The sequence below is a fragment of the Micromonospora sp. NPDC003197 genome (genome assembly GCF_053590565.1).
The window spans coordinates 303,343-327,582 of record NZ_JBSFTE010000005.1; the positions used below are offsets into that span (position 1 = coordinate 303,343).

Below are 24,240 nucleotides of genomic sequence, written 5' to 3' on the forward strand. Positions count from 1 at the left end.
ACTACCGCCAAATATCGACATAAGTCACAATGAGTCGGGCAAACGATTTTGTGGCCACGGACGCGGACAGTCGGCCGACCAGTGGTGCGCCGGGAAATATGATGGATGGCAATCAGCCGATCGGTGCCGCCGCCCGTCGTGCGGCACGGTCGTCAGTGGCCGGGCATGACATTGCGGAGGTTCCATGCTGACCTTGGGTGAGGTCCACACCGGGCTTCTCCAGAACTCGACCTCGCTCTCCCTGGAGCACACCGCCCAGCTCCTCGACCGGCTCGTCGGCGAGCGGGTCCGCCGGTCGGAACGGCCGATCTCCTATGCCGTCTCCGCCGATCAGCTGACCGGCATCGACTGCCAACTGCCGACCCGATCCGGCAGTCGGTCCCGAGGGGTCGGCACCGTCGTGTCGCACGCTGCCGTCACCGGTGGCCACGTGGTGCAGGGCTCCACCTACACCCGGGTCGGTCGGGCCGCCGCAAACCGCCGACTGGTCTGGTCGCACTATCTGTCCCGCCCCGGTCACGTCGAGACGATCGGCAAGGTCGACGCCCGAGACGTCTGCGGGGGCTTCCTGGGCACCGTCTACCAGCCGCAGGTGCTGGACATCGGGGCAGTGAGCGCCCGCACCATGGACGCCGTACAGCTGTCGTCACGCCTGGACCGACGGCCACCGTTCCGGACCCGGCGGACCCGACTGCGCTGGGCGGTCATACCGGCCGAGGATCCGAGCGCCGAACCACGGGGAACGTTCCGGGTCGAGTCCGCCACCCTACGCACCCTGGAACTGACCGTCGGGCACGACGACGTACACGCGGTCGTCGCCCTCTGCGAGGACCTTGCCCTGCACGACTGGCTCCTGACCACACTGCTGTCTCTCATCGAGGCCAGCCTCACCAGCCCCGGCACCCGGGCGCAGAAGATCGACCGACTCCGACCGGCGATCGACTGCCTACTGCACCTCTGGATGCCCGCCGCCCGCCTGGACGAAGCGGTCCTACCGGTCTGGCAGGCCCTGGAACGACGTCCCGGCTTCACCCGGCAGTGGCAGTCCTCGGTCGACCGCATCCGGGACCAGGTCACCCTGAGCACCATCGCCCTGCTGGAGGCGTCGGCGAGCTGAGAACCGGACGCCCCCACGCCGGCCGACGCAGGTACGACCACCGCCGGCCGGCCTACCCACGCGGGTACCGGATGAGCAGGCTGGCCACGACCTCCTCGTCGCCGTACGCCCGGTAGATATGTGGGACATCGGACTGCCAGCGGATGTACTCCCCGGGACCGGCCAACAGTGGCGCGTCCACCGGACCGGCCTGTAGCACTCCCGCGAAGACGGTGATGTGCTCGGTCACCCCCGTCTGGTGCGCGGGCGAGGTCTGCACCGGTCCGGGCGGGACCCACATCCGGTACAGCTCGGCGGTGACCGCCGGATCGTCGAAGATCTCCAGCAGGGTGACTTCGACGGCGGCTCCGCGCAGTACGGCCGGTTCCCCCTCCGGCGGCTGGGCCAGTACGGCGGCCAGCGGCACACCGAGTTCGGCGGTCACCGCCTGAAGCGTTTCCAGGGTCGGGTTCCGGGTGCCGTTCTCCAGACCGGAGAGCGTCGCCTTGCCGACTCCGGCCCGGCGGGCCAGTTCGGACAGGGAAATGCCCCGCTCCTGGCGTAGGCGGCGAAGCCGTACGCCGATGTCGCCAGCACCGGCATCCAGGGCGGGCCGCCGGGGTGGGGCCGTCCGGTCAGCTGGTACCGCCCGATGGTGGTCTGGTGCACCCGAATCCATGAGGGCTATGGTGCAGCATTGGATCGTTCCGTTTACGGAACGCCAGCCTTTCTCACGGAAACAACAGCCTTCGCGCGGAAACGACCGCCTTCCGCGCGTGGAAACGACCGCCTTCGCGCGGACCAGTACCCCACCGACCGTCGCCGTACGGACCGCCTGCCGAGAGGGACCTGATGACCCGGCTGACGCAACCCATCCTGGCCGGAATAGTGACCGCGCTGGTCGGCTTCGCCAGTTCGTTCACGATCGTGCTCGCCGGACTACGTGCCGTTGGGGCCACCGAGCGGCAGGCCGCCTCCGGTCTGCTCGCGCTCTGCGTGGTCATGGGCCTGACCGCGATCTGGCTCTCGCTACGCCACCGGATGCCGATCAGCATCGTGTGGTCGACCCCGGGCGCGGCGCTGCTGGTCGCCACCGGACCGCTACCCGGCGGCTTCGGTACGGCGATCGGCGCGTTCCTCGTCGCCGCACTGCTGATCATCGCGGCTGGCCTGTTTCCGCCCCTCGGTCGCTGGATCACGGCGATCCCGAAACCGCTCGCGGCGGCCATGCTCGCCGGTGTCCTGTTCGACCTGTGCCTCGCACCGGTACGCGCCCTCGTCGAGGTCCCGTTGCTGGCCGGACCGGCGGTCGCCACCTGGCTGCTGTTGAGCCGTCTCGCCCGACGGTGGGCGGTGCCGGCCGCACTGGTGGTGGCGATAGTGGGGATCGCCGTGACCAGTCCGGCGGACGGGCTGGCCGGCGTCGACCTCCGGCCGGTGGTCGAGCTTCAGACCCCCGACTGGAACACCGCGGCGTTGATCGGGCTCGCCCTGCCACTGTTCCTGGTCACCATGGCCTCGCAGAACGTGCCGGGGATGGCAGTGCTGGCCGAGTACGGCTATCGGCCGCCACTACGAGGCATCCTGCTCCGCACCGGTCTGGCCAGTGCCGTCGCCGCGCCCTTCGGCGGGCACATGATCAACCTGGCCGCGATCACCGCCGCCCTCGCCGCCAGCCCGGACGCCGACCCCGATCCCGGGCGGCGCTGGGTCGCCTCGGTCACGGCGGGGGCGGGAATGATCGTCCTCGGTCTCGGGGCCGGTCTGGCGACCGCACTCGTCCTGCTCTCGCCCCCGGTGCTGATCGAGGCGGTGGCCGGGCTCGCCCTGCTCGGCGCACTCGCCGGAGCGGTCACCACCGCGGTCGAGGAGCCGTCCGGCCGAGAGGCGGCGATCGTCACCTTCCTGGTGACCGCCTCCGGGGTGACCCTGCTGGGCGTGGGTGCCGCCTTCTGGGGCCTGCTGGCCGGCGGCTTGCTGCTGCTCGTACACCGCCGCCGCAAGGCAACGGCCTCCGAGCCAACGAAGGAGGAGGGAGCGACGGCTCCGGTCACTCCTCCGGTACGAGTTCAGCGGTGAGCACGTTCAGGCGTACCTCGCTGGCACCCACCGCGCCGATCTGGTCCGCCTCGACATACACCGCACCGTCGAGCGGCCGACGGGCGTCGACCTTGAGGAAGCCCTCCCGGAGCAGTCGTGCGGCCGTGTCGGCCGGCACCTCCGGTTCCTCGGCCCCGGCCCGGATCAGATCGTCGAGACCGACGTCCGCATCGGGGGTCGGTGCCTGCACGGTCACCGCATTGGGGTCACCCAACTGGACCAGGTCAACCGTGCCGACCTCGACGCCAGCCGCGTCGACCACCCGCATGCCGGGGACGATCACGGCGATCGACTGTGCTCCGGAAGTGCGCTCCTGTTGCATGATGTCCCGATTCCCCCGGACTGTCGCCGTCAAACGCCGGCAGCCCGGGCGACGACTCCCGCTAGGTGTGTGACAGCTCCCGCCAGGTGTCGGTGCCGGCCAACAGCGCCCGCACCAGGTCGTACGCCTCGTCCTCGCTGCCGAACTCGTAGAACTGGGAGACGCCCTCGGCACCCCCCGCCCGCTGCTCGACGTGCCAACGGTCCGCGTCGGCGCGGAGGAAGATGTCCCGCCTCGCCAGCCGTCCCCACTTCCCGTTCCACCAGTGTTTGCGCTGCTCCACGACGCAGACCCTATCGAACACATGTTCGACTACGCGGGAGCGCCGCCCCGGTTCCGCCGAACGACGGAATCCCGGGGCGTACGCGCGCGCGTCGACGTGCCCGCCGGTCAGCGGCCGGTACGGGGAGCGTTCCAGTCGTACGGGGTGTCCGGGTCGCTACGGTCGGACCGCGACTGCGCCGGTGGCTGCGGCTGGGCTGGCACCCGACCGGCGGCGACCAGCGCGTCCCGGATCTCGGTCAGCAGTTTGACCTCCTCGCTCGGCGCGGCCGGCGGCGGCTCCTCGCCCCGCTTACGCCGCTCGGCGAGCTTGTTCATCGGGAAGACCACCAGGAAGTAGAGCGCGGCAGCGGTCAGCAGGAAGGTGATGACCGCGTTGACGAAGGCGATCCAGTCGAACGGCACGTCGAGGATCTTCGGCGCTGCCCCTTCGATGCCGTTCTTCTTGCCCGTGATCAGCAGCACGATGACCGTGATCAGCGGCTTCAGGAACGAGTTGGTGAGCTGGGTGACCACGGTGGTGAAGGCGGCACCGATGACGACACCGACCGCCAGGTCGACGACGTTTCCGCGCATGATGAAGTCTTTGAAGCCCTTGAGCATCGGCAAACTCCCCGAGATATCCGGTTCTCTGTCCGCGACAACCTATGCCCCGTCGGGCGCTTCCAGAAAAGCACCGGCCTCCCGGGCCGCCTGGATGGGATCACCGGCTCGGATCGCGTCGACCAGCCGACTGTGGTCAACGTACCGGTCGGGGGTCAGTTCGCTGCCCATCGCGTCGGCGACCGTGTCCCACATCGCCGAGGCCACGGAGACGTACAGCTCGGCCAGCATCGCGTTGTGCGCCGCCGCCATGATCGTCGTGTGTAGCGCCACGTCGGCGGAGACGAACTCGGCGACTCCGCCGGCCCGCCAGGCGGCCTCCCGGGTGGCGAGCGCGCGGTCGAGGGCGACCAGGTCCTCCGGCGTACGACGCAGCGCGGCCAGTCGGGCCGCCTCCACCTCGAACGCCCGGCGGACCTCCACCACCTCGGCGGTCTTGGCGTCGGCGACCCGACGACCGACGGCACCGGAGAGTTCGTCGGTGGAGACGACGTAGGTGCCGGAGCCCTGCCGACACTCCAGCACCCCCGCGTGCACGAGCGCGCGGACCGCCTCCCGGACCGTGTTGCGCCCCACGCCGAAGGTCTCGACCAGTTGCGGCTCGGTCGGGATCTTGCCGCCTAGCGGCCAGTCACCGGCGGCGATCCGGCCTCGAAGCTGCTCGATCACCTGACGGACGCGGGTCTGCCGGGGGGCGGACGACGGGGAATTCAGGGTCCGTGTCATCGGTTACATCATCCGACCGGAATTCATCCCATGATTGTAGGGTCACTCGCATGACGCCGCCGCCCACCACTGTCGCCGAGTCGTCGGCCACGACGCCGGCTGGGCCGGCGGAGCCCGAACCGACCGCCCCGACCCACGCCACGACCGGCGTCGACCCCACGAAGTCGACCGCCCGAGTTCCGGGCAGTGTCGTGGTCCTCGCCGGCATCCTGCTCGTCGCGATCAACCTGCGCGCTGCCATCACCGGCCTCGGCGCGCTGCTCGACGAGGTACGCACCGGGCTACAGCTCTCCGGCGCCCTGTCCGGGTTGGCCACCACCCTGCCCACCATCGCCTTCGCCGTACTCGGCGCACTGACCCCGTGGCTGATCCGCCGGTTCACCCCGGCCCGGATCCTGGTCGCCTCGATGGTGGCCCTGGTCGTCGGTCAGGCGCTGCGGGTCGTCACCGACAGTTCGCTGATCTTCCTCGTCACCAGCGCGCTCGCGCTGGGCGGGATCGCGGTGGCCAACGTCCTGCTGCCGATGCTGGTCAAGCAGTACTTCCCGCAGCGCATCGGGCTGGTCACCGGGGCGTACACGATGATGTTGACCGTCGGTTCGACGGTGGCGGCGGCCGCATCTGTGCCGATCGCGCACGCCTTCGGTTCGTGGCGGGCCGGTCTCGCCGCCTGGGCGATCATGGCGGCGCTCGCCGTCTTCCCGTGGTTGCCTGCCGCGCTGCGTCGATCCCGGCGACTCGGAACCGGCCAGCGGACCCACGCCGCGTCCACCGCTGCCCGGGTACGCCCCGGCCGGACCAAGCTCGGCTGGGCGATGGCGATCTACTTCGGCACCCAGTCGTTGAGCGCGTACGCCGTCATGGGCTGGCTGGCCCAACTCTTCCGGGACGCCGGTTTCAGCGCGGAGAACGCCGGACTGCTGCTGGCCGGGGTGACCGCGCTCGGCGTACCGATCGCCCTGGTGATGCCCACGTACGCGACCCGGCTACGGACGCTGCGCCCGCTCGTTCTCAGCCTGTCGGCCGCATCCGTGGTCGCCTACCTCGGCCTGGCCATCGCGCCGCACGGCGGGGCGCTGGTCTGGATGACGCTGCTGGCCATCGGACAGAGCGCGTTCCCCCTGGTGTTGGCCGCCATCGGAATGCGGGCTCGGACCGCCGAGGGCACGGTGGCGCTCTCCGCCTTCACACAGAGCGTCGGGTACGTCATCGCGGCACTCGGCCCGCTGCTGGTCGGACTGCTCTACGAGGCGACCGGTGGCTGGCAGGTGCCGATCGGCTTCCTACTCGTCGCGTTGGCCACCCAGACCATCGCCGGGCTGGCCATCGCCCGGCCACGGTTCATCGAGGACGAGGGGCGAATCGGCGGGAACGCCGGTTAGGCCGATGCGGCTGCGGAGTCACCCGCGACCGCCTCGTCCACCGTCGGGTAGGTGTGCAGCACCTCGACCAGCCCGCTGACTTCGAGAATGCGCAGCACGCCGCGCTGGGGTGCGGCCAGCCGGACCACGCCGCCGGCCTCGTCGCTGCTGTTCTTCGCGCGAACGAACACGCTCAGCCCGGTCGAATCGCAGAACGACAGCTCGGCGAGGTCGAACACCAGCCGAGTGTGCCCCTTGTCGAGCTGGTCCGTGATCTGATCCTGAAGCTGCGGCGCGGTGGCCATGTCGAGCTCGCCCGCAATCGACACGACGACCACGTCGCCACGCTGTTCCGCCCGCACCGTCAACGACATCCGCGACCTCCCCTTCCTGGAGGAACGGTACTCCACCGATAGGGCTAGACACAGCACGGGAGCCCGACAGCCCGCCCTGATGTAAGGAAGGGGCCCTTCCTATCGCTTTTTGTATAGGAAGGGCCCCTTCCTAACACCCTCGGACGCCGCACACTTGACGACGCTATTCACTCAGTGAATAGTGTCCCCCATGTCCACAGCGCACGTGCTGCTCGGCCTGCTCACCACCCGCCCACAACACGGCTACCAGCTCAAACACGCCTACGACCAGCGACTACCCCAGGCCAAGCCACTGGCATACGGGCAGGTCTACGCCACCCTCGGTCGGCTCGAACGGGACGGGCTGATCGAGCCGGCCGGCCACGACCGCGAGAGCGGGCCGGACCGGACGTCCTACACCGCCACCGAGGACGGCCGGGGCGCGCTGGCGACCTGGCTGGAGACCGTCGAGCCCCCCGCGCCGTACGTCAGCAGCACCCTGCTCGCCAAGGTCGTCGTCGCACTGCTGGTAACCGACGTGGAGCCCGCCCGGCGTTACCTCACCGCCCAACGGCAGGCACACACCACCCGGCTCCGCGAGCTGACCCGGGTCAAGACCGATCCGGCCGCCGCCCTCGGTGACGTGATCGCCGCCGACTTCGCCATCGCCCATCTCGACGCGGACCTGCGGTGGTTGCAGACCACCTTGGATCGGGTCGTCGACTGGCACCGGGAGGTGCACGCACCATGACCGAATACGATGCGGTCCGCTACGAACGTTCGGGACAGCCACGCTTCGACGCCGCTGCTCCACCGCCACTACTTCAGGCCCGTGGGGTGGTCCGCTCGTACGGCCAGACCGCCGCCCTGCGCGGGGTGACCCTCGACATCGCCGAAGGCGAACTCGTCGCCGTCACCGGTCCCAGTGGCTGCGGCAAGTCGACGCTGCTGCACTGCCTCGCCGGCATCCTGCGACCGGACTCCGGCGAGGTGACCTACCGGGGGCACCGAATCGACACCTGGTCGGAGGGTGCCCGCTCGAAGCTGCGTCGGACCGAGTTCGGGGTGCTGTTCCAGTTCGGTCAACTCGTCGCCGAGTTGACCGCGGCGGAGAACGTCGCGTTGCCGCTGCTTCTCGCCGGCACGGGGCGGCGAGAAGCGCGGACCGCCGCGCTGTCCTGGTTGGACCGACTGGCCGTGGCCGACCTGGCCGACAAGCGCCCCGGCGAGATGTCCGGTGGCCAGCAACAGCGCTGCGCCACCGCGCGGGCGCTGGTCACCGAGCCCCGGGTGCTCTTCGCCGACGAGCCGACCGGTGCGCTGGACACGCTCAGCGGCGAGCAGGTGTTGGGCCATCTCGTCCGGCTGGCCCGGGAACAACGCACCACGGTCGTCCTGATCACCCACGACGCCCGGGTGGCGGGTTACACCGACCGGGAGATCATGCTCCGCGACGGCGTGATCGACCAGACCGGGCTGGGTTCTGCTGCGCCGCTGCTGGGCGGCTACCACCGATGAAGCCGCTGACCCTGTTTCGCCTCGCGCTGGCCGGCACCCGTACCGACATGCTCCGGGTGCTGCTCACCGGACTCAGCGCCGCGTTGGCCACCCTCGTTCTGCTGGCCGCCCTGACCGTACTGGCCATTCCCGCTGTGGGCGAGCCGGGCGAGACCGGGGGCGAGGCCTGGTCGACGCAGTACACCAACGCATTGCTCCGGGAACCGGGGCTGCGCCCCGGGGTCGCCTTCACCCTGCTGCTGCTCACCATCCCGGTGCTGGCATTGGCCGGTCAGTGCGCCCGACTCGGCGCTCCGGCCCGGGACCGCCGACTGGCCGCCATCCGGCTGGCCGGCGCCACTCCCCGCCAGACCATCACCATCGCCGCCGCCGAGACCGGTACGGCCAGCCTGCTCGGCACCGCCACCGGCCTCGCGGTCTACCTCGTCGGCCGGTGGCTGCTGCATCGGCCGGACACCGAGGGGCGGCTGATGCTGCCCACCGACGTACTGCCCTCGGCCGGCGTACTGGTCGCCGTGGTGCTCGGCCTGCCGTTGATCGCCACCCTGGCCACCGCTGTCCTGCTGCGCCGGGTCTCGGTGACCCCGCTCGGGGTGACCCGCCGGACCCGACGCGACCGTGCCCCCCGCCCCTGGCCGGGTCTGCTCATCCTGCTCGGCCTGTCCGCGTTCGCCGCCATCCAGCCGCTCGTCCAGTGGCATACACGAACCGACCGGACGATGCCGTCCGGGCTGGTGCCCCTGCTGCTGATCGGCGGCGGGCTGCTCGCCATGATCGGCGTGGTGCTCGGCACCGCCTGGCTCTCCTACACCACCGGGCGGGTGCTGCACCGGTTCGCTCGACGACCCGCCACGCTGCTGGCCGCCCGCCGGTTGACCAGCGACCCATGGCTGGGCAGCCGCACCTTCGCCGCGCTGCTGGCCGCAGTGCTCTTCGGCGCTGGGGCAGCCGGGATCCGCGCCTGGTTCGTCGCCAACGACCAGGTGTCCGCCGCAAGCCAGCGGTTCTGGGATCAGATCGAGGGGCGTACGCCCGAACTCCTGACCGGCGACAGCTTCTACGTACAGACCATGGATCTGATCAACCTTGCGGTGGTCGTCGCGCTGGTCATCGCCGCGGGCGGGCTGCTGATCGCCATCGTGGAGAGTGTCGTCGCCCGGCATCGGGCGTACGCGGCACTGGTGGCGACCGGTGTGCCCCGATCGGTGCTCGGCCGGTCGATCGTCTGGCAGGCGTTGACCCCTGCCGTCCCGGCCATCCTGGTGGCGTCGACCGTCGGCCTGCTGCTGTCGCGAGGCATCTTCCCGCAGCCCAGATACCGTGGATCAGCGTCGTACTGCGACGCTCCCGTGGAGGTCTGCACCGGCCCCACCGCCCAGAGCGCGCCCCGCCGTACGGTGGTCGCGCCGGAGTTCACCCAGGCGGTGGCCGTACCGTTCGACGATCTCGTGTGGTACGGCGCCGGCGCGCTGGGAATGATTCTGCTGGCCGCCATGGTCGGGGTGCTCTTCCTCCGGGGCAGTACGGCGGTGGAGGAACTGCGGACGACCTGACCGGTCATTTGTTGCGGACCACCACTCCTTTGGAGGTGGGCGTGGCGTGCAGTTCGAGCCGGACGATCCGGGAGTCCGGTGGAATGTCGAAGACGATCACCCCGATCGCCTGGTTGCCGGGGTCGATCTCGGACAGGAAGCCCTGCTGATCGACGTTGGCGAGAAAACCGGCTCCACTGTCCGGCCGGAACTGCACGCCCTTCGGCCCGTACGCCCGTTGTAGCGAGTCGGTGATGACAGCCGACTGTTGGCCGAGGTTCCGGACCGCCAACTCGACCACACAGAACTGGCCCACCGCGTCCTGGCTGACGAACGGATCACCGATCTGACCGATCCCGCACTCCACGTCGCGTACCACGAACTCCAGGTCTCCGTCGCGGGCCGGCTGGTGCAGGCCGACCACCTGCTGGCGTTCCTCGCTGATCTCGGCGAGGGCGTCCCAGCCCATGAAGAGCGCGGTCGCGGCGGCAGCAACGCAGGCGCAGGACAACAGCGCGGCGACGATGCCGAGAACGAGCCAGAGTCGCCGATTGGCCGGCGGGGGCGGGCCACCGGGCGGCTGCCAATCGCCGGGCGGCTGGCCTGCACCGGGCGGCGCGGGTGGGGGCGGACCGGCCGGCGGCCCGCCGATGGATGGCGCGATGTACCGGGTCTCCGGCGTGGACCAATCCGGTGGACGGGGCACAACGGGCGGCTGGCTGGTACCTGCCTCGCTCCGGTACGGCTCGGCGACGTAGCGGTGTGCCTCGGCGACGGTGGGTTGGGGCGCGGTGACGTCGATCGGCTGCGGCTCGTCCACCGTACGGTCGGCGACCGGGTCCGGCATCGGCTCCTGGTTGGGGCCGAGCGGAGGCGGCGGATCGACCGCCCACTCCCAGTGCCGGGCCTCCCCCTCTGCCGGCCCACCGGGGGACGGCTCTCCACTGCCGCCCGGCTGGCGGGCGGGCCCGACACCGGATTGGGTCGAGCCGTCGTCTGCCGGTCCGGGCGTGGTCATCGCGATCCCCCGAGTTGCGCGAAGCACTTTGCGGAAATTCTAGACTTTCGCCCTATTCATCCCCTGACGAATGCCATTCTTGTCGCGGTTCTCGACGTGGAATTCCACCGCCATCCCGGCGGAGGGGGCAGGAGACCGGCAAGACACGCTGAGGGGTCGCCCGAGATCGGACGACCCCTCAGTACGTCAATGAGGTGGCGGGTCAGGCCACGTTGAGCCGGTCCAGGATCCAGGCGGCCATGAACGCCTCCTCCCGCCAGGCGTTGTAGCGGCCGCTCGGCCCGCCATGCCCGGCCTCCATCTCGGTCTTCAGCAGGTACGTCCCGTCCGGTGCGGCCGCCCGCAGCCGGGCGACCCACTTCGCCGGCTCGTGGTAGAGCACCCGGGTGTCGTTCAGGCTGGTCATCGCCAGGATCGCCGGATAGTCGACGGCGGCCACGTTCTCGTACGGCGAGTACGACTTCATGTAGCCGTACACCTCGGGGTCGGCCAGCGGGTTGCCCCACTCCTCCCACTCGGTGACCGTCAACGGCAGCGACGGGTCGAGGATCGAGGTGAGCGGGTCGACGAACGGCACCTGCGCGACAATGCCGGTGAAGGCGTCCGGTGCGAGGTTGGCGATCGCACCCATGAGCAGCCCGCCGGCCGAGCCGCCCCGGGCGACCAGCCGCTCGCTCGACGTCCAGCCGGACTTGACCAGATGCTGGGCGCAGGCCACGAAGTCGGTGAAGGTGTTCTTCTTGGCCAGCAGCTTGCCTTCGGTGTACCAGCGTCGGCCCAGCTCACCACCGCCCCGCACGTGCGCGACGGCGAACACCACGCCCCGGTCCAGCAGGGACAGTCGGGGGATGGAGAACCACGGGTCCATGCTGGCCTCGTACGACCCGTAGCCGTAGATGACGCACGGAGCAGAGCCGTCCCGGGGCGTACCGGCCCGGCAGACCAACGAGATCGGCACCCGGGTGCCGTCATCGGCCAACGCCCAGTCCCGATGCTGCTCGTAGTCGGCCGGGTCGTACGACCGCCCGTCCGGCCCGGGCAGCACCGGCTGCTGCTTGCGCAGCACCATCGCCCGGGTCACCAGGTCGTAGTCGTAGACCGAGTCCGGGGTGATCAGCGAGCTGTAGTGGAACCGGATGCTGCCGGTCTGGTATTCGGGGTTGCTGTCCAGGCCCACGCTGTAGAGCGGCTCGGAAAACTCGATGTCGTACGGCTCGGTGCTGCCGACCGTGAGCACCCGGATCCCGGTCAGCCCCTCGGTACGTACCGACACCACGATGTGGTTGGCGAAGGCGTCGACCGACTCCAGCCGGGTGCCGGGCGAGTGCTCGATCATCGGCACCCAGTCGCCGGGTGCGTCCGCCGAGGTGTACGCCAGCGCGAAGTCCTCGGCGTCGTCGTTGTGCAGGATCAGGAAGCGATGGCCGTGATGCTCGACCTGATACTCGACGCCCTGCCGCCGGGGCGCGACGACCGCCGGCTCGCCGGTCGGGTTACCGGCCGGAATGACCCGTACCTCGCTGGTCATCTTGCTGTGGATGTCGATGAGGATGAACTTCTCCGACCGGGTGAGTTCCACCCCCACCCAGAACCGCTCGTCCGGCTCCTCGTAGACGACCACATCGTCACTGGCCGGGGTGCCCACGACGTGCCGCCACACCCGGTTGGGCCGCCACGCGTCGTCCACGGTCAGGTAGAACAGGATCGAGCCGTCGGCCGACCAGGCGCTGCCGTAGAAGGTGTCCGGCACCTCGTCGGCCAGCACCGCACCGGTCTGGAGGTCCTTGACCCGCAGGGTGAACCGCTCGTCGCCGGCGAAATCGGTGGAGTAGGCCAGCCAGCGACCGTCCGGGCTGACGTCGAAGGTGCCCAGGGCGAAGAAATCGTGCCCCTCGGCCAGCACATTGCTGTCGAGCAGGATCTCCTCGCCGTCCAGCGGCGTACCGTCGGCCGGCATCGGCGGATCGGTCTCACCGTCGCGTACCGCCCGCCGGCACCGGATGCCGTACTGCTGCCCCTCGACCGTACGCAGGTAGTACCAGTAGTCACCCTTGCGGGCGGGCACCGAGAGGTCGGTCTCCTGGGTACGTTGCTTCGTCTCGGCGAACAGCGTCTCCCGCAACGCCGCCAGGTGGGCCGTGCTGGCCTCGGTGTAGGTGTTCTCCGCCGTCAGGTGGGCGATCGTCTCCGGATCGTCCTTGTCGGCAAGCCAGGCATATTCGTCGATGAAAGTGTCGCCGTGATGGGCACGTTCGGTCGGGACCCGTTTGGCGATGGGGGCGCTGGCGGTCGTCTCGGTCGTCACCCCGGCCACGTTACCGTCGCGACACGCCGACCGCGATCGCACACCGCCAGTGATCGGCGGCGGAGCAACTGACGCCGAACCGACAGACTTACGAGCGTGGCGAATCGTTCGAACGTATGTACGATGTCGCGCGTGGCGGATGGTACGAGATCGATATCACCCGGATCGGACGTGGACATCGTCCGCCGGCTCGCCGACATCTGCGGGCCGGGGTTCGCCCGCGCCGCCGGGCCGGCAGACGGGGTGGCCGGCGCACCCGCCCGTTGGGTGGCGGCACCCGGGACGGCAAGTGCCGTCGGAGCCGTACTCCGGACTGCGGCCGACCACGACCTCACGGTGGCGCCCCGAGGTGCCGGCACCAAACTCGACTGGGGTGCCGCCCCGACCCGACTGGACATCGTGCTGGACACCGGTCGACTCGCCGGGATCCATCGCTGGTCCCGGCAGGAACAGACCGTCGAGGTGGGGGCCGGCACCCCGCTGCGCGCCGTCCAGGCGGTGCTGGGGCGGCACGGCCATCGACTCGCCGTGGACGTCCGGTCGGCGGACGCGACGGTCGGCGGGGTGCTGGCGACCGACGAGGTCGGCCCGTTGTGCCATCGCCACGGCACCCCTGGCGACCAGGTCATGGGGGTGAGCTACGTCGACGCCGCCGGGGTGCCGACCCATGCGGGTGGCTGGGCAGCGGGCGAATCTCCCGGGTACGACCTGGCCCGGCTGCTGTGCGGCTCGTACGGCGCGCTCGGCGTGTTGGTCTCGGCCACGCTCCGGGTACGGCCCGTCCCCGCACGCCGGGTGTGGGTGTCCCGTCCGGTGTGGACACCGTGGGAGATGCACACCCTGGTTGGTGAGATCCTCGCTACCTCGCTGGCCCCCACCGCCATCGAACTCGACCTGCCCGCCACCGACGATCTGCCCGGCACTTCCGACCTGCCCACCGCCCCGAGCCTGCCCGCTGCCCCGCGCCGGGCGGTTGCTTCAGGGGCGGCTACTGCTCGCGGTAACCATTCCGGACCGCCCGCCGGCACCCTCGCCATCCTGCTCGAAGGCGACTCCGCCGAGGTGGCCACCCGCGCTGCCCAGCTGGGCAAGTTGCTCGGCAGCCGGGCCGAAGCCGCCGACTCGCCCCCACCCTGGTGGCAGCGTTACCCATTCGGCCCGGACGACATCGCCCTGCGCATCGCCGTACCCGTCGGCGACCTGCACGCCGCCGTGTACGCGCTGCGGGACGCCGTCGGCGCACCGGTGCCGGTACGCGGTGCAGCCGGTCTCGGCGTCGTGTACGCCGTACTGCCGCCCCGCACGCCACCTCGCCGGGTGGCGACGATCCTCACGGCGATGCGCGGGGTGCTGCTCGCCCGCGATGGCAGCTGCGTGGTGGTCACCGCGCCCCCTGAGGTACGCCGCTCTGTCGACCTGTGGGGAGCGCTACCCGACCTGTCGGCCCGACGCCGGATCAAGGAGCACTTCGACCCGTACCGGCGGCTGGCCCCGGGCCGCTATCCAGGCGGCAGCTAGCCTCAACCGACAGCCGCTATCCAGGCGCCAGCCGTTACCCAGGCAGTTGGGTGACCGCCATCCACGCCGATTCAGGCGCGGGTCGCCACCACGACTGTGTCGAGCGCGTCGACGGTCCGGTCCTCGATCCGTACCGGCCGGCGGACGGTCTCGGCGCGCCGGATCCGTAGTCCGTTGAGGGCGGCGACAATCCCGTCCGGGGTGTAGAGCAGCCCCGGATCCTGTGGCCCACCCACCCCGTCGGTCAGGTTGACCACGTCGTGCCCCACGACGAGCAGTGTGCCGCCCGGGGCCAGGGCCGCCCGTGCCCGGGCCAGCACTCCGGCCAGCTCGGCGGCGGGCAGATGCAGGTACGCCACCAGCACCGCGTCGAAGGCCCCGTCCGGCGGTACGTACTCGCGCACGTCACCGACCTCCCACCGCACCGGTACGGCGCGCTCCTCGGCAAGCCCACGTCCCCGTTCCACGGCGACCTCGGAGAAGTCGACGGCGGTGACCTGCCAGCCGTTGCTGGCGAGCCAGACCGCGTTACGTCCCTCGCCGGCCGCCAGGTCCAGTGCCGTACCGGGTGGAAGGGGCGCGAGTTCCTCCACCACGAACCGGTTCGGCTCGCCGGTCCAGACCAGGTCGGGCGAGGCCGCGTACCGGGCATCCCAATCGGTGCTGTCCATCGCCGCCACCCTCCAGACTGATCCACTTGAGTAGAGCACGCATCCCACCACTCACGCCGCCACCACCGCCACCACCACCGCCACCGCTTTGCGGTTAGGAAGGGCCCCTTCCTATGCAAAATGCGATAAGAAGGGGCCCTTCCTTACATCGGGCCGGCGTCGGGCGATCCGGCAGGCGAGCAGCGCCACGGCCGCCCCGCCGAGGGCGCTGGTCGCGCACCACAGCCATGGGCTGGCCAGCACCGGTCGGGGTACCTGTTGGGCGAGGACGAACACCCCCATCACCACCACGAACCAGCCGAACATCCGGCGTAGCACGTTTTCGGGTATCCGACCGGCGAGACGGCCGCCGAGCAGACTGCCGACCACGGCGGCGGCAGTCACCGCACCGGCGAGACCCCAGTCGATCTGGACGCTGGACAGGTACCCGGCCAGCCCCGCGAACGACTTCATCGCGATCACCACCAGGGAGGTGCCGACCGCGATCGGCATCGGCAACCCACCGAGCAACGCGAGAGCCGGTACGACGAGGAAGCCACCGCCGGCACCTACCAGTCCCGTCGCCAGGCCGACCACCACCCCGTCGGCGACGACTCGCAGCAGTGGCAGTTCGCCGGAGGCCGTGTCGGAACCTTCGGTTTTCCGTCGGCCCCGGATCATCGCGGTGGCGGTGGCCAGCATCATCAGCGCGAACCCGGTCAGCAGGACGCCGGCGGGGATGAAGGCGGCGAGCCGGCCGCCCCCGTACGCGCCGGCCATGCCGGCCAGGCCGAAGATCAGACCGGTCCGCCACCTGATCCGCCCCGCCCGCGCGTGCGGCAGGACCGCGACGGCACTGGTGACGCCGACCACCAGCAGCGAGGTGGCGATCGCCTCCTTCGCTTCGAGACCGGCCACGTAGACCAGCAGCGGTACGGCGAGGATCGAACCGCCGCCACCGAGCAGGCCCAGGCTGACCCCGATGAGTACGGCCAGCCCGACGGTCAGCGCCACCCCGCTCATGACCGGCTCGTGGTCGGTGTTCCGTCTCGGAGCTGGCTGACGATGGTGTCTACCCGACAGCTCGCTCCCTGGTTGTAGGGCAGCTTGCTGAGCAGCATGCCCATCGCGCAGGTGTTGGTCAGCGCGGCGAAGGTCAGTCCGGCCCCGATGAACGCGGCCACCCACTTCAGGCCCGGTACGAACACCGAGGCGAGGATGCTGACCAGCACGATCGATCCGGCCACCAGGCGTACCTGGCGCTCCAGGTCCCAGCGGGCCCGCCCCTGGTTCACCGGTGCCTGGCTGGCCTGCCAGGACATCATCCCGCCACCCAACACTCTGAGGTTGGTGAGTCCGGCCTGGGCCAGGGTCTGCTCGGCCTGGGCGGCCCGGGCACCGGAGCGGCACACCAGGACGACGTCCTCGTCGAGGTGGGCCAGTAGTTCGGCCCGGTGTTCGCGGAGCAGGTCGAGGGGCACGTTGTACGCGCCGGGGATGTGTGCGGTCTCGAACTCGGCCGGTGTCCGTACATCCAGGATGCGGGGTGCCCGGCCTGAGTCGATGAGTTCCCGCAGGGTTGCGGAGTCGATGATTGCGCTGGTGCTCATGGTTCCTCGGTCAGTAGTTGGTAGGGATCATCAGGAGAAGGGCTGGGCAGCGGACGACTGGCCGTCCGCTGCCCACCGGTCACGCCCCGCTGACCAGCGGGAGTCCGGCGGGTCCGGCGTGGGCGAACGAGTCGTCGATGAGCACCACCTGCCGGCCGGCGTTGGCCAGCAGGGAGGCGGCGACGCTGGCCCGGTAGCCGGAGCCGCAGTGCACCCAGACCGCCCCTTCCGGCACCTCGGCCAGCCGGTCCGGCAGCTCGGGCAGCGGAATGTGTACGGCACCCTCGAGGTGGCTGTCTCGCCACTCGTTGGTCAGCCGTACGTCGAGCACCGCTGCGGGTTCCGGCAGTCCAGCCGGTACGGTCCCAGCCTGTGCGGCAGCCAGCGCGGGGAAGTCCGCGACGGTCAGGGTACGCAGCTCACCCTGCTCTCCGGCCCAGTCCCGAGGCTGGCCGGTCGCGGCGGCGGCGGGGCGGTCGATGCCGATGCGCACCAGTTCCCGCTGGGCGTCGGCAACCTGCTCGGGGGTTTCGGCGAGCAGGGTGATCGGTACGCCCCAGTCGATGAGCCAGCCGAGCCAGGTCGACATCGGCCCGTCGAGGCCGAGGCTGACCGTCCCAGCGAGGTGCGACGATGCGTACGCCTTGCGGTGTCGCAGGTCGACCACCCACTGCCCGGCGGCGATGCGTTCGCGTAGTTCGGCGGCGTCGGCGCGAGCCACCGGGGTGAGGTCGACCGGGGCCGGTCCGGCGGAGTTGGCCACGCCCATGTGCGCGTAGTACGCCGGGTACGCGTCGAGCCCGGCCAGTGTCTCGGTTACGAACTCGACGGCGGCCAGTTGCAGTGCCGGGTTGGCGGTCCGCTCGCGACCGATGGTGGACTCGGGGGCGTCGGCCTGGCTGGCGGAGCAGAAGCTGCCGAAGCCGTGTGTGGGCCAGACCTGGGTGCCGTCGGGCAGCAGGTCGGCCAGCCGCTGCGCGGAGGCGTGCTGGTGGTGGGCCAACTCGTCGGCATACTGCTTGCCCAGCAGGTCGGTACGACCGGTGGTGCCGAACAGCAGCGAGCCGCCGGTGAAGACGCCGACCGGGGTCCAGCCGCCGTTGCCCGTTCGCTCGTCGAGCACGTACGACAGGTGGTGGAAGGTGTGTCCCGGGGTGGCCAGGACCCGCAGCCGCAGTACGTCGGAGACCTCGATCTCGTCCCCGTCGGCCACGGGGCGACGGGTGAAGGCCACTGTGTCGGCGGCGGCCACCAGGTATTCCGCCCCGGTGATCCGGGCCAGTTCGAGCCCGCCGGAGACGTAGTCGTTGTGGATGTGCGTCTCGACCACGTGGGTGACGCGTACACCCAGCCGCCCGGTCAGGTCCAGCACCCGGTCGATGTCACGCTGCGGGTCGACCACCACGGCGATCCGCCCGTCGGTGGCCAGGTAGCTCCGGTCGCCGAGCGACGAGGTCGCGACTACCGAGACTTTAACCGCCATTTGCCCTACTCCCTCTCAAAAGCGAGATACCCCGGGGGGTATTGCCGGGACATACGTCGCCCACTGTCGGGCGTATTCCAGGTACCCATCCGACGCGGGGGAAACCCCGCATCGGGACGATTCAGTTCAACAGATCAGGCCAGAGAGAGGAACAGCTTCTCCAGCTCCTCGTCGGTCATCTCCGGCTGCTCCCCACGCTCTCGGGCGGCGTTGCAGTACCGCATCCCGGACGCGATGATCTTGTAGCCCGCCCGGTCCACCGCCTTGGACACTGCGGCCAATTGGGTCAGAACGTCACGACAGTCGCGACCTTCCTCAATCATCTCAATGACCGCATTGAGTTGTCCTCGCGCCCGCTTGAGACGCGTCAACGCGTCGCCAACCATCTCCGGTTGCACCTTCACGACATCACCTCCCGCAGCCAACATACCCCCGGGGGTACCCGATCGACCAGTGCCCCCCAACCGCAGCCCCTGCCTCGACCAGGATCTGGGCGAGGCAGGCAGCCACCGGTCGAGGCAAGAGCACCGGTCGAGACAGGGGGACTGGCCGAGCACGGACGCAAGGAGCACAGCGGGAAGTCATGCGACCGGAGCAATGGACATCCGGTAACCTAGGCGCGCACGGGCCGCTAGCTCAATGGCAGAGCTGTGGACTTTTAATCCATAGGTTCGGGGTTCGAGTCCCCGGCGGCCTACCTCCGCCATCCGGATACCCCCCCTCCGGCATGGCCGGCCACCACCAGCATCACCGATCACGGCCGCCATGGCCGATCACCGCCTGGCGTCAGCGTGTTGCGCCGACCAACAGCATCAACTCTCAGCTCTTCCGCAGCCCGCAGCCGCAGCCGCTCGGGTTGTCCATTGTGCACTCCGTCGCGGTCGCACACGGCGATGCCGCAACCGCCACCGCCCACCCAGACGACGGCCCCCCCGTCGCCACCAAGCTCCAGCCGAGCGGACATCAGCGGGAACCTCCCAAGCGGACAGATCTGGGCAGCAGCCAAACGTGCCGGAAATTCCACGGCAACCGCCAGCCATCTTCCCCTTTCGGATCTTCAACACATCTGCTTCAATGATCGAAGTTCGTAGATGACGAGTGTTGCTACCACCCAGCTCACAAGGCTCATACCCGTCACGGGGGGTGTACGTACATGGTCCTGCGCGACATCGAAATCGCCGATCCGATCCGGTCGCTCGTACGGCCCGAAATCCTGTCCGACCCTTACCCAACCTACCACCGGCTCCGCGAACAACAACCGATCTTCTTCTACGCCCCCTTGCAGTCCTGGATGCTCACCCGATTTGCTGACTGCGCAACCGTCCTGCGGGACAGCGAGCGGTTCGCCGCTGACTGGCGGCGGGCCGGCGAGGAAATGCCACCGCAGGCCATCAGCGTGCAGACCCTGGATCCCCCCGAACACACAGCGATCCGGCGGCTGGTCATGGACGCGTTACGGCTCGTCGACCACGATGCCGTCGCCCGCATGGTCGCCGGTCGGGTCAGCCGGTTACTCTCCAACGCCGCCGATCGGCCCAGCATCGACTTCATCGCCGAGGTGGCCGAGCCGCTCACGGCCGGGACAATTGCCGACTTTCTCGGCGTACCGCAGCCGGAACTGTCCTGGTTCGTAGCCGTATCGAAAACTGTCGCCGACGGCATGGACGCCGGCCTGTGGCCGGAGCTGGGACCACCTGCGATGGCCGCCCGGGCGGAGTTGGCGGCCTTCACCGAGAGTTGGCTGTCGGACCCGCCTCCCTCTGGCGTTGTCGCCCACATCGCCGCCCATACCAACCGGTCGGGCGTCGAGCGGACCGTCGTCGCGAACACTCTTCGAGTGCTGTTGCACGCCGGCTTCGAATCGGCCAGCCGGTTGTGTGGCCTCGCCGCTACCGCCCTGCTGAGCAAACCCGACCTGAGCAAACTCGACCGGCCGAGCATGCCCGACCGGCTAGCCGAGCCTGACCGGCTGAGCCTGTTCCGTCACGCCGACCCGGCCCTAGCCGTCGACGAACTCGTCCGCTTCGCCTCACCCGTCCAGGCCACCGCACGGGTCTGCGTCACCGACACCCAAATCGCCGACGTACAGATATCAGCGGGTCAGGCGGTGACCCTGCTGCTCGGAGCCGCCAATCACGACCCTGCCCGGTTCCCCGAGCCGGAATCGTGGCAGCCAAACCGCAGGGCCAACCCCCACCTCGGATTCGGACGCGGCGCGCACTCCTGTCTCGGGTCACCGTTCGCCGTCCTCCAGGCCCGGATCCTCTTCTCGGCCCTCGCCACCGATTATCCGGCCGCTCGGCTGGTCGGTGACCCGGTCTTCCGTCCCAACCTCACCCTGCGTGGTCTCGACCGGCTGGACGTCGCGCTGCGATAGCCCGCTACCGAGGCCCCGATCCCTGCGGAAGGTGAAGGGAGGTGACCACTATGCGTTACTGGCACTAATCCACAGTGATGGCGTTCGTCGTACACCCCCGGTCTTCCGGGGGTGTACGACGAACCCCCCTTTTCCACCAGGTCGACAACAAAGGAGCCGACGATGGAAGCCCCCGATCCGTACGCGTTCGCGGCGGGCTACTACGACCTGTTCCGCAGCAAACTGAACGATGACGCGTTGCCCTCGGTGAAGTTCTTCGCGGACCTGGCCCCACCCCGCGGACACGCGCTTGAGGTAGGCCCCGGCACCGGCCGACTCACTTTGGCCGTCGCGGAACACGCAGCCAGCGTGCTCTGCCTCGAACGGTCCGCCACCATGCGGGCGGTCCTGCTGGCCAAGCTCGCCGAGCGGCCGGACCTACAGGCCCGGGTCACCGTGCTCGACGTGGCCGTGCCGCCGTTCCAGCTCGGCCGCCGATTCGACTACGCCTACCTCGGCGGGGTGCTGGAGCACGTACGACCGGCCGACCGGCCCCACCTGTTCGGGGCCCTCGCCGACCACCTCGTCGAAGACGGTCTCCTGGCCATGGACATGGTGCTCAGGCAACCGGCACCGGACTTCGCGGAGAGGGTCGTTGACGAGGTCCGGGTAGGCGAGTGCCGCTATGAACTTTCCGCCGCAGCCACCGCCCTGGGCGCCGACGAGTCACAACTGACCTACACGTACCGCACGTTCCACGACGGTCGTCTGATCGCGACCGAGAAGGTGCAGCGACCGCATTACATGCACCGGCCCGAGCCGGTGCTGGCCGATCTGGCCGCTGCCGGCCTGATCCCCGCGCCGGGCCTCGTGTTCGCCGGGGTCGCCGCAGACGATCCGGGCGGCGTCGTCGTACGAAGAGGTTTGCAGCCATGAATCCGGTACGAGCAGCCAAGTCCACACTTCCTGCGGTTGCCGCGCTGGATCGCCGGTACGACACCGCACGCCTCGTTGCCGAGGTCCAGGCGCTACAGGACCGCCGCTGGCGGGCACAACGCGCCTACGGACAGGACGGTCTCGCCGCCGCGGTGGAGGTCGACTGGCGCATCCTGCCACTTCGGAGCCCTGGCGGTGACCCGAGCCGCACCGATCCGGGCGGTGCCGGGCTCCTACCGTTCGGCGACACACCATTCCTCGCCGAAGCGCCCTACCTGGCCGAGGTGCTGGCCAGCATTCCGGCACCGCTGCGTGCGGTCCGCCTGATGTCACTGGGTCCCGGCGTACGGGTACATGAGCACCGGGACGGCAAATGCGGCTACCCCTGGGGCGTCGTACGACTCCATGTTCCGGTCCTCACCAATCCCGGCGCAGAGGTGATCATCGAATCTGTGCCGTACCACTGGAATGCCGGACAACTGTGGTTCGGCGACTTCGACCGACCCCACTATGTACGCAACGAGGGGACCGAACATCGCGTCCACCTCGTCATCGACTGCCTGCTGACCAGGACGTTGATGGAGCTGTACCCGCCGGAGTACCGGGATCGGCTCCCGTGGCGGGATGTCCTGCTGGCCACCGACCACGTCCCGCTATCTGACGAGGACCTGGCCGGTCTGCTCTGCCACTTCCCAATGCCCGCGAGCTTCCCGGAGTGGTCCGAGGAGGATCAGGGGGACGAGGTTCCACCGGATATCGCCGCCCGCATCGAAATCAGTGACGGGCGTCCGGTACTCGTGCTGGCGGATCGCCCGACGTTCGCGCTGGTGCACCTCGGTCGATCGGAGTTCCGGTTCGAGGGCTGGACGGAGGAGCGCACGCTCGTCGTAGACCTAGCCTCGCCCCAGCCCACCGTCACGTTCCGGGTACGGGAAGGCCACCTGCTCACCGAGTGGATGCGCCCGGCCACCGCCAGCAGGCCCGACCCGAAAGGAATGACCTCATGACCGTCGCCGCCGAGTTCGACATCCCCCGCGACTTCTCCCAACAGGACGACCCGTACTCGCTGTTGAACGCGATCCGCGAAAGCGGCCGGGTTCAGCGGGTCCGCCTGCGCGGCGCCGTCGACATCTGGCTCATCACCGGGTACGACGAAGCGGTCGCCACGTTGAACGACAGCCGGCTCAGCAGCAGCCTCGAGTACGGTTCCTCGGTCATGCCGGGACCGGCGTCAGCTCGGCGCCGCCCCAATGTGCTGGCCTGGAGCATGTTGGCGGTGGATCCGCCCGACCACACCCGGCTCCGTGGCATCGTGGCGAGGACGTTCACCGCTCGGCGGGTGGAGGCACTCAAACCACAGGTCCAGAAGATCACTGATTCGCTGCTCGACGCCATCGCGCCGGCGGGCCAGGCTGACCTGATCGAGGCCCTGGCCTATCCACTGCCCATCTCGGTGATCTGCGAGCTTCTCGGCGTGCCGTACGCAGACCGGAAGCTCTTCCGTGGTTGGACGGTCGGTCTGGCCATGCCACCGGCCGACCCGGACACGCTGCGGCGGGCGGATGCGGCCCGTGCGGAGATGACCAGCTATTTCGAGGCGTTGGTGCCCGTCAAACGCGCGGATCCGGGGGACGATCTGTTGTCGGCGTTGACCCAGGCGCAATCCGAGGAACGTCTCACCGACACCGAGGTCGTCGCCATGGCGATCATGCTGCTGCTATCCGGTCATGAAACGACGGTCTGCTTCATAGGTTCAGCAATCCTGGCCATGCTGCGGGATCCCACACTCGCCGCAGCACTGCGACAGAATCCCGCGCTGCTGCCGCCCGCCATCGAGGAGTTGCTCCGACTCAACGGGCCGGTGACCCGTGGGGTTGCTCGGTTTACCAAGGAGGAGGTGGAGATCGGCGGCGTTCGGATTCCCGGTGGTGAGATGGTGGTCGTGTCGCTGGCCGGTGCCAACCGCGATCCGGCGCAGTTCCGCGAGCCCGACGTCGTGGATCTCGCTCGAGAACGGGCTCCACACCTGAGTTTTGGGCACGGCATGCACCACTGTCTCGGTCAGGCTTTGGCCCGCCAGCAAGCCACCATCGCCCTGGGTTCGCTGGTACGGCGATTCAGCGACCTCACGTTGGCAAAGCCCTTCGCCGACCTACGCCGTTGGCCTGGCATGCTGCGCGGGCTCGACGAGCTGCCGGTTACCTTCAGACCCAACGGGCCGGAGTGACCGGCTTTGCCACAGCGGATCGGCTATGAATCGATCGCGCCGTATCGGCAAAGCGGAGCATTGTCCTGGCAAGGCGAATTAGAAAACAGTTGTGGTCGGGGGAAACAGTTGTAGGCCACCCGAAATCGGGTGGCCTACAACTGAAAGAAGTCCGGCGGTGTCCTACTCTCCCACACCCTCCCGAGTGCAGTACCATCGGCGCTGGAGGGCTTAGCTTCCGGGTTCGGAATGTAACCGGGCGTTT

The 24,240-nt window shown here is 69.5% G+C and carries 24 protein-coding genes, 1 tRNA gene and 1 rRNA gene; 12 read left to right on the forward strand and 14 right to left on the reverse strand.

The features are described 5' to 3' along the window. Positions 1-184 precede the first annotated feature (184 nt). On the forward strand, positions 185-1,117 hold the full coding sequence (locus ACWDV4_RS08350) for an SCO2521 family protein (RefSeq protein ID WP_449975847.1): 933 nt from the start codon (positions 185-187) through the stop codon (positions 1,115-1,117). A 52-nt stretch (positions 1,118-1,169) separates the two neighbouring features. Here ACWDV4_RS08350 and ACWDV4_RS08355 read toward each other — a convergent pair whose 3' ends face one another. Next, positions 1,170-1,775 (reverse strand): helix-turn-helix domain-containing protein, encoded by a 606-nt coding sequence (locus ACWDV4_RS08355; protein ID WP_449975848.1) that lies wholly within the window; start codon positions 1,773-1,775, stop codon positions 1,170-1,172. Positions 1,776-1,948: 173 nt separating this feature from the next. On the opposite strand from ACWDV4_RS08355, the gene ACWDV4_RS08360 reads away from it, so the two are divergent. Then, entirely contained in the window at positions 1,949-3,175 is a 1,227-nt protein-coding gene (locus ACWDV4_RS08360; RefSeq protein WP_449975849.1) for a benzoate/H(+) symporter BenE family transporter, read from the forward strand. Here the strand turns inward: ACWDV4_RS08360 and ACWDV4_RS08365 are convergent. The 4 genes from ACWDV4_RS08365 to ACWDV4_RS08380 form a co-directional block, all read right to left on the reverse strand. Continuing rightward, on the reverse strand, positions 3,147-3,518 hold the full coding sequence (locus ACWDV4_RS08365; protein WP_449975850.1) for a hypothetical protein: 372 nt from the start codon (positions 3,516-3,518) through the stop codon (positions 3,147-3,149). The genes ACWDV4_RS08360 and ACWDV4_RS08365 overlap by 29 nt on opposite strands. Before the next feature lie 61 nt (positions 3,519-3,579). Beyond that, positions 3,580-3,801: a hypothetical protein gene (locus ACWDV4_RS08370; protein WP_449975852.1), complete on the reverse strand. Its 222-nt coding sequence runs from the start codon at positions 3,799-3,801 to the stop codon at positions 3,580-3,582. 107 nt (positions 3,802-3,908) lie between these two features. Further along, positions 3,909-4,403: a large conductance mechanosensitive channel protein MscL gene (mscL, locus tag ACWDV4_RS08375; protein WP_449975854.1), complete on the reverse strand. Its 495-nt coding sequence runs from the start codon at positions 4,401-4,403 to the stop codon at positions 3,909-3,911. Positions 4,404-4,445: 42 nt separating this feature from the next. Next, positions 4,446-5,129 (reverse strand): FadR/GntR family transcriptional regulator, encoded by a 684-nt coding sequence (locus tag ACWDV4_RS08380; protein ID WP_449975855.1) that lies wholly within the window; start codon positions 5,127-5,129, stop codon positions 4,446-4,448. 50 nt (positions 5,130-5,179) lie between these two features. On the opposite strand from ACWDV4_RS08380, the gene ACWDV4_RS08385 reads away from it, so the two are divergent. Next, positions 5,180-6,511, forward strand: coding sequence for a CynX/NimT family MFS transporter (locus ACWDV4_RS08385; RefSeq protein WP_449975857.1), 1,332 nt, complete (start codon positions 5,180-5,182; stop codon positions 6,509-6,511). On the opposite strand, the gene ACWDV4_RS08390 is transcribed toward ACWDV4_RS08385, so the two are convergent. Further along, a complete protein-coding gene (locus ACWDV4_RS08390; protein WP_449975859.1) occupies positions 6,508-6,864 on the reverse strand; it encodes an STAS domain-containing protein in 357 nt (118 codons plus the stop codon). The genes ACWDV4_RS08385 and ACWDV4_RS08390 overlap by 4 nt on opposite strands. Positions 6,865-7,054: 190 nt before the next feature. Between ACWDV4_RS08390 and ACWDV4_RS08395 the strand changes: the two genes are divergently transcribed. The 3 genes from ACWDV4_RS08395 to ACWDV4_RS08405 are packed head-to-tail and all read left to right on the forward strand — an operon-like array spanning position 7,055 to position 9,914. After that, positions 7,055-7,594, forward strand: a complete 540-nt coding sequence (locus ACWDV4_RS08395; RefSeq protein WP_449975861.1) for a PadR family transcriptional regulator — start codon at positions 7,055-7,057, stop codon at positions 7,592-7,594. After that, positions 7,591-8,361: an ABC transporter ATP-binding protein gene (locus ACWDV4_RS08400; RefSeq protein WP_449975863.1), complete on the forward strand. Its 771-nt coding sequence runs from the start codon at positions 7,591-7,593 to the stop codon at positions 8,359-8,361. The genes ACWDV4_RS08395 and ACWDV4_RS08400 overlap by 4 nt, the downstream gene beginning before the upstream one ends. Further along, positions 8,358-9,914 carry an FtsX-like permease family protein gene (locus tag ACWDV4_RS08405; RefSeq protein ID WP_449975865.1) on the forward strand — a complete coding sequence of 519 codons (1,557 nt, stop codon included), beginning with the start codon at positions 8,358-8,360 and terminating at the stop codon, positions 9,912-9,914. The genes ACWDV4_RS08400 and ACWDV4_RS08405 overlap by 4 nt, the downstream gene beginning before the upstream one ends. 4 nt (positions 9,915-9,918) lie before the next feature. Here the strand turns inward: ACWDV4_RS08405 and ACWDV4_RS08410 are convergent, their stop codons facing one another. Together ACWDV4_RS08410 and ACWDV4_RS08415 are read right to left on the reverse strand one after the other, a co-directional pair. Next, entirely contained in the window at positions 9,919-10,911 is a 993-nt protein-coding gene (locus ACWDV4_RS08410) for a DUF4352 domain-containing protein (RefSeq protein ID WP_449975867.1), read from the reverse strand. A gap of 202 nt (positions 10,912-11,113) precedes the next feature. Further along, positions 11,114-13,216, reverse strand: coding sequence for a S9 family peptidase (locus ACWDV4_RS08415; protein WP_449975869.1), 2,103 nt, complete (start codon positions 13,214-13,216; stop codon positions 11,114-11,116). A 171-nt stretch (positions 13,217-13,387) separates the two neighbouring features. On the opposite strand from ACWDV4_RS08415, the gene ACWDV4_RS08420 reads away from it, so the two are divergent. Then, on the forward strand, positions 13,388-14,734 hold the full coding sequence (locus ACWDV4_RS08420) for an FAD-binding oxidoreductase (protein WP_449975870.1): 1,347 nt from the start codon (positions 13,388-13,390) through the stop codon (positions 14,732-14,734). Positions 14,735-14,805: 71 nt separating this feature from the next. Here ACWDV4_RS08420 and ACWDV4_RS08425 read toward each other — a convergent pair whose 3' ends face one another. The 5 genes from ACWDV4_RS08425 to ACWDV4_RS08445 all read right to left on the reverse strand — a co-directional run bounded on the left by ACWDV4_RS08425 (position 14,806) and on the right by ACWDV4_RS08445 (position 18,881). Further along, positions 14,806-15,405, reverse strand: coding sequence for a class I SAM-dependent methyltransferase (locus tag ACWDV4_RS08425; RefSeq protein ID WP_449975872.1), 600 nt, complete (start codon positions 15,403-15,405; stop codon positions 14,806-14,808). A gap of 111 nt (positions 15,406-15,516) precedes the next feature. Beyond that, positions 15,517-16,407, reverse strand: a complete 891-nt coding sequence (locus ACWDV4_RS08430; protein ID WP_449975874.1) for a sulfite exporter TauE/SafE family protein — start codon at positions 16,405-16,407, stop codon at positions 15,517-15,519. Then, positions 16,404-16,994, reverse strand: coding sequence for a rhodanese-like domain-containing protein (locus tag ACWDV4_RS08435; protein WP_449975876.1), 591 nt, complete (start codon positions 16,992-16,994; stop codon positions 16,404-16,406). The genes ACWDV4_RS08430 and ACWDV4_RS08435 overlap by 4 nt, the downstream gene beginning before the upstream one ends. Before the next feature lie 79 nt (positions 16,995-17,073). Next, complete coding sequence (locus ACWDV4_RS08440; RefSeq protein WP_449975878.1) at positions 17,074-18,477, reverse strand: MBL fold metallo-hydrolase; 1,404 nt, start codon at positions 18,475-18,477, stop codon at positions 17,074-17,076. Between the two features lie 134 nt (positions 18,478-18,611). Beyond that, positions 18,612-18,881 carry a metal-sensitive transcriptional regulator gene (locus tag ACWDV4_RS08445; RefSeq protein ID WP_449975880.1) on the reverse strand — a complete coding sequence of 90 codons (270 nt, stop codon included), beginning with the start codon at positions 18,879-18,881 and terminating at the stop codon, positions 18,612-18,614. A 221-nt stretch (positions 18,882-19,102) separates the two neighbouring features. Between ACWDV4_RS08445 and ACWDV4_RS08450 the strand changes: the two genes are divergently transcribed. From ACWDV4_RS08450 to ACWDV4_RS08470, 5 genes are all read left to right on the forward strand, one after another. Continuing rightward, positions 19,103-19,174 (forward strand) — tRNA-Lys (locus ACWDV4_RS08450). Positions 19,175-19,630: 456 nt separating this feature from the next. Then, complete coding sequence (locus tag ACWDV4_RS08455; protein ID WP_449975882.1) at positions 19,631-20,854, forward strand: cytochrome P450; 1,224 nt, start codon at positions 19,631-19,633, stop codon at positions 20,852-20,854. Between the two features lie 162 nt (positions 20,855-21,016). Further along, positions 21,017-21,769, forward strand: coding sequence for a class I SAM-dependent methyltransferase (locus tag ACWDV4_RS08460; protein ID WP_449975884.1), 753 nt, complete (start codon positions 21,017-21,019; stop codon positions 21,767-21,769). Continuing rightward, positions 21,766-22,776 carry an aspartyl/asparaginyl beta-hydroxylase domain-containing protein gene (locus ACWDV4_RS08465; protein WP_449975888.1) on the forward strand — a complete coding sequence of 337 codons (1,011 nt, stop codon included), beginning with the start codon at positions 21,766-21,768 and terminating at the stop codon, positions 22,774-22,776. Before ACWDV4_RS08460 ends, ACWDV4_RS08465 begins: the two co-directional genes overlap by 4 nt. After that, on the forward strand, positions 22,773-23,996 hold the full coding sequence (locus tag ACWDV4_RS08470) for a cytochrome P450 family protein (protein WP_449975890.1): 1,224 nt from the start codon (positions 22,773-22,775) through the stop codon (positions 23,994-23,996). Before ACWDV4_RS08465 ends, ACWDV4_RS08470 begins: the two co-directional genes overlap by 4 nt. Before the next feature lie 149 nt (positions 23,997-24,145). Here the strand turns inward: ACWDV4_RS08470 and rrf are convergent. Beyond that, positions 24,146-24,240: ribosomal RNA gene (gene rrf / locus ACWDV4_RS08475) — 5S ribosomal RNA — on the reverse strand; the annotation flags it as partial.

What these genes read in the sequence shown, in the direction of transcription:
- ACWDV4_RS08350 (WP_449975847.1), top strand. Translation starts at nt 185, where the DNA reads ATGCTGACCTTGGGTGAGGTCCACACCGGGCTTCTCCAGAACTCGACC.
- ACWDV4_RS08355 (WP_449975848.1), bottom strand. Translation starts at nt 1,775, where the DNA reads ATGGATTCGGGTGCACCAGACCACCATCGGGCGGTACCAGCTGACCGG.
- ACWDV4_RS08360 (WP_449975849.1), top strand. Translation starts at nt 1,949, where the DNA reads ATGACCCGGCTGACGCAACCCATCCTGGCCGGAATAGTGACCGCGCTG.
- ACWDV4_RS08365 (WP_449975850.1), bottom strand. Translation starts at nt 3,518, where the DNA reads ATGCAACAGGAGCGCACTTCCGGAGCACAGTCGATCGCCGTGATCGTC.
- mscL (WP_449975854.1), bottom strand. Translation starts at nt 4,403, where the DNA reads ATGCTCAAGGGCTTCAAAGACTTCATCATGCGCGGAAACGTCGTCGAC.
- ACWDV4_RS08380 (WP_449975855.1), bottom strand. Translation starts at nt 5,129, where the DNA reads ATGACACGGACCCTGAATTCCCCGTCGTCCGCCCCCCGGCAGACCCGC.
- ACWDV4_RS08385 (WP_449975857.1), top strand. Translation starts at nt 5,180, where the DNA reads ATGACGCCGCCGCCCACCACTGTCGCCGAGTCGTCGGCCACGACGCCG.
- ACWDV4_RS08390 (WP_449975859.1), bottom strand. Translation starts at nt 6,864, where the DNA reads ATGTCGTTGACGGTGCGGGCGGAACAGCGTGGCGACGTGGTCGTCGTG.
- ACWDV4_RS08395 (WP_449975861.1), top strand. Translation starts at nt 7,055, where the DNA reads ATGTCCACAGCGCACGTGCTGCTCGGCCTGCTCACCACCCGCCCACAA.
- ACWDV4_RS08400 (WP_449975863.1), top strand. Translation starts at nt 7,591, where the DNA reads ATGACCGAATACGATGCGGTCCGCTACGAACGTTCGGGACAGCCACGC.
- ACWDV4_RS08405 (WP_449975865.1), top strand. Translation starts at nt 8,358, where the DNA reads ATGAAGCCGCTGACCCTGTTTCGCCTCGCGCTGGCCGGCACCCGTACC.
- ACWDV4_RS08410 (WP_449975867.1), bottom strand. Translation starts at nt 10,911, where the DNA reads ATGACCACGCCCGGACCGGCAGACGACGGCTCGACCCAATCCGGTGTC.
- ACWDV4_RS08425 (WP_449975872.1), bottom strand. Translation starts at nt 15,405, where the DNA reads ATGGACAGCACCGATTGGGATGCCCGGTACGCGGCCTCGCCCGACCTG.
- ACWDV4_RS08430 (WP_449975874.1), bottom strand. Translation starts at nt 16,407, where the DNA reads ATGAGCGGGGTGGCGCTGACCGTCGGGCTGGCCGTACTCATCGGGGTC.
- ACWDV4_RS08435 (WP_449975876.1), bottom strand. Translation starts at nt 16,994, where the DNA reads ATGAGCACCAGCGCAATCATCGACTCCGCAACCCTGCGGGAACTCATC.
- ACWDV4_RS08440 (WP_449975878.1), bottom strand. Translation starts at nt 18,477, where the DNA reads ATGGCGGTTAAAGTCTCGGTAGTCGCGACCTCGTCGCTCGGCGACCGG.
- ACWDV4_RS08455 (WP_449975882.1), top strand. Translation starts at nt 19,631, where the DNA reads ATGGTCCTGCGCGACATCGAAATCGCCGATCCGATCCGGTCGCTCGTA.
- ACWDV4_RS08460 (WP_449975884.1), top strand. Translation starts at nt 21,017, where the DNA reads ATGGAAGCCCCCGATCCGTACGCGTTCGCGGCGGGCTACTACGACCTG.
- ACWDV4_RS08465 (WP_449975888.1), top strand. Translation starts at nt 21,766, where the DNA reads ATGAATCCGGTACGAGCAGCCAAGTCCACACTTCCTGCGGTTGCCGCG.
- ACWDV4_RS08470 (WP_449975890.1), top strand. Translation starts at nt 22,773, where the DNA reads ATGACCGTCGCCGCCGAGTTCGACATCCCCCGCGACTTCTCCCAACAG.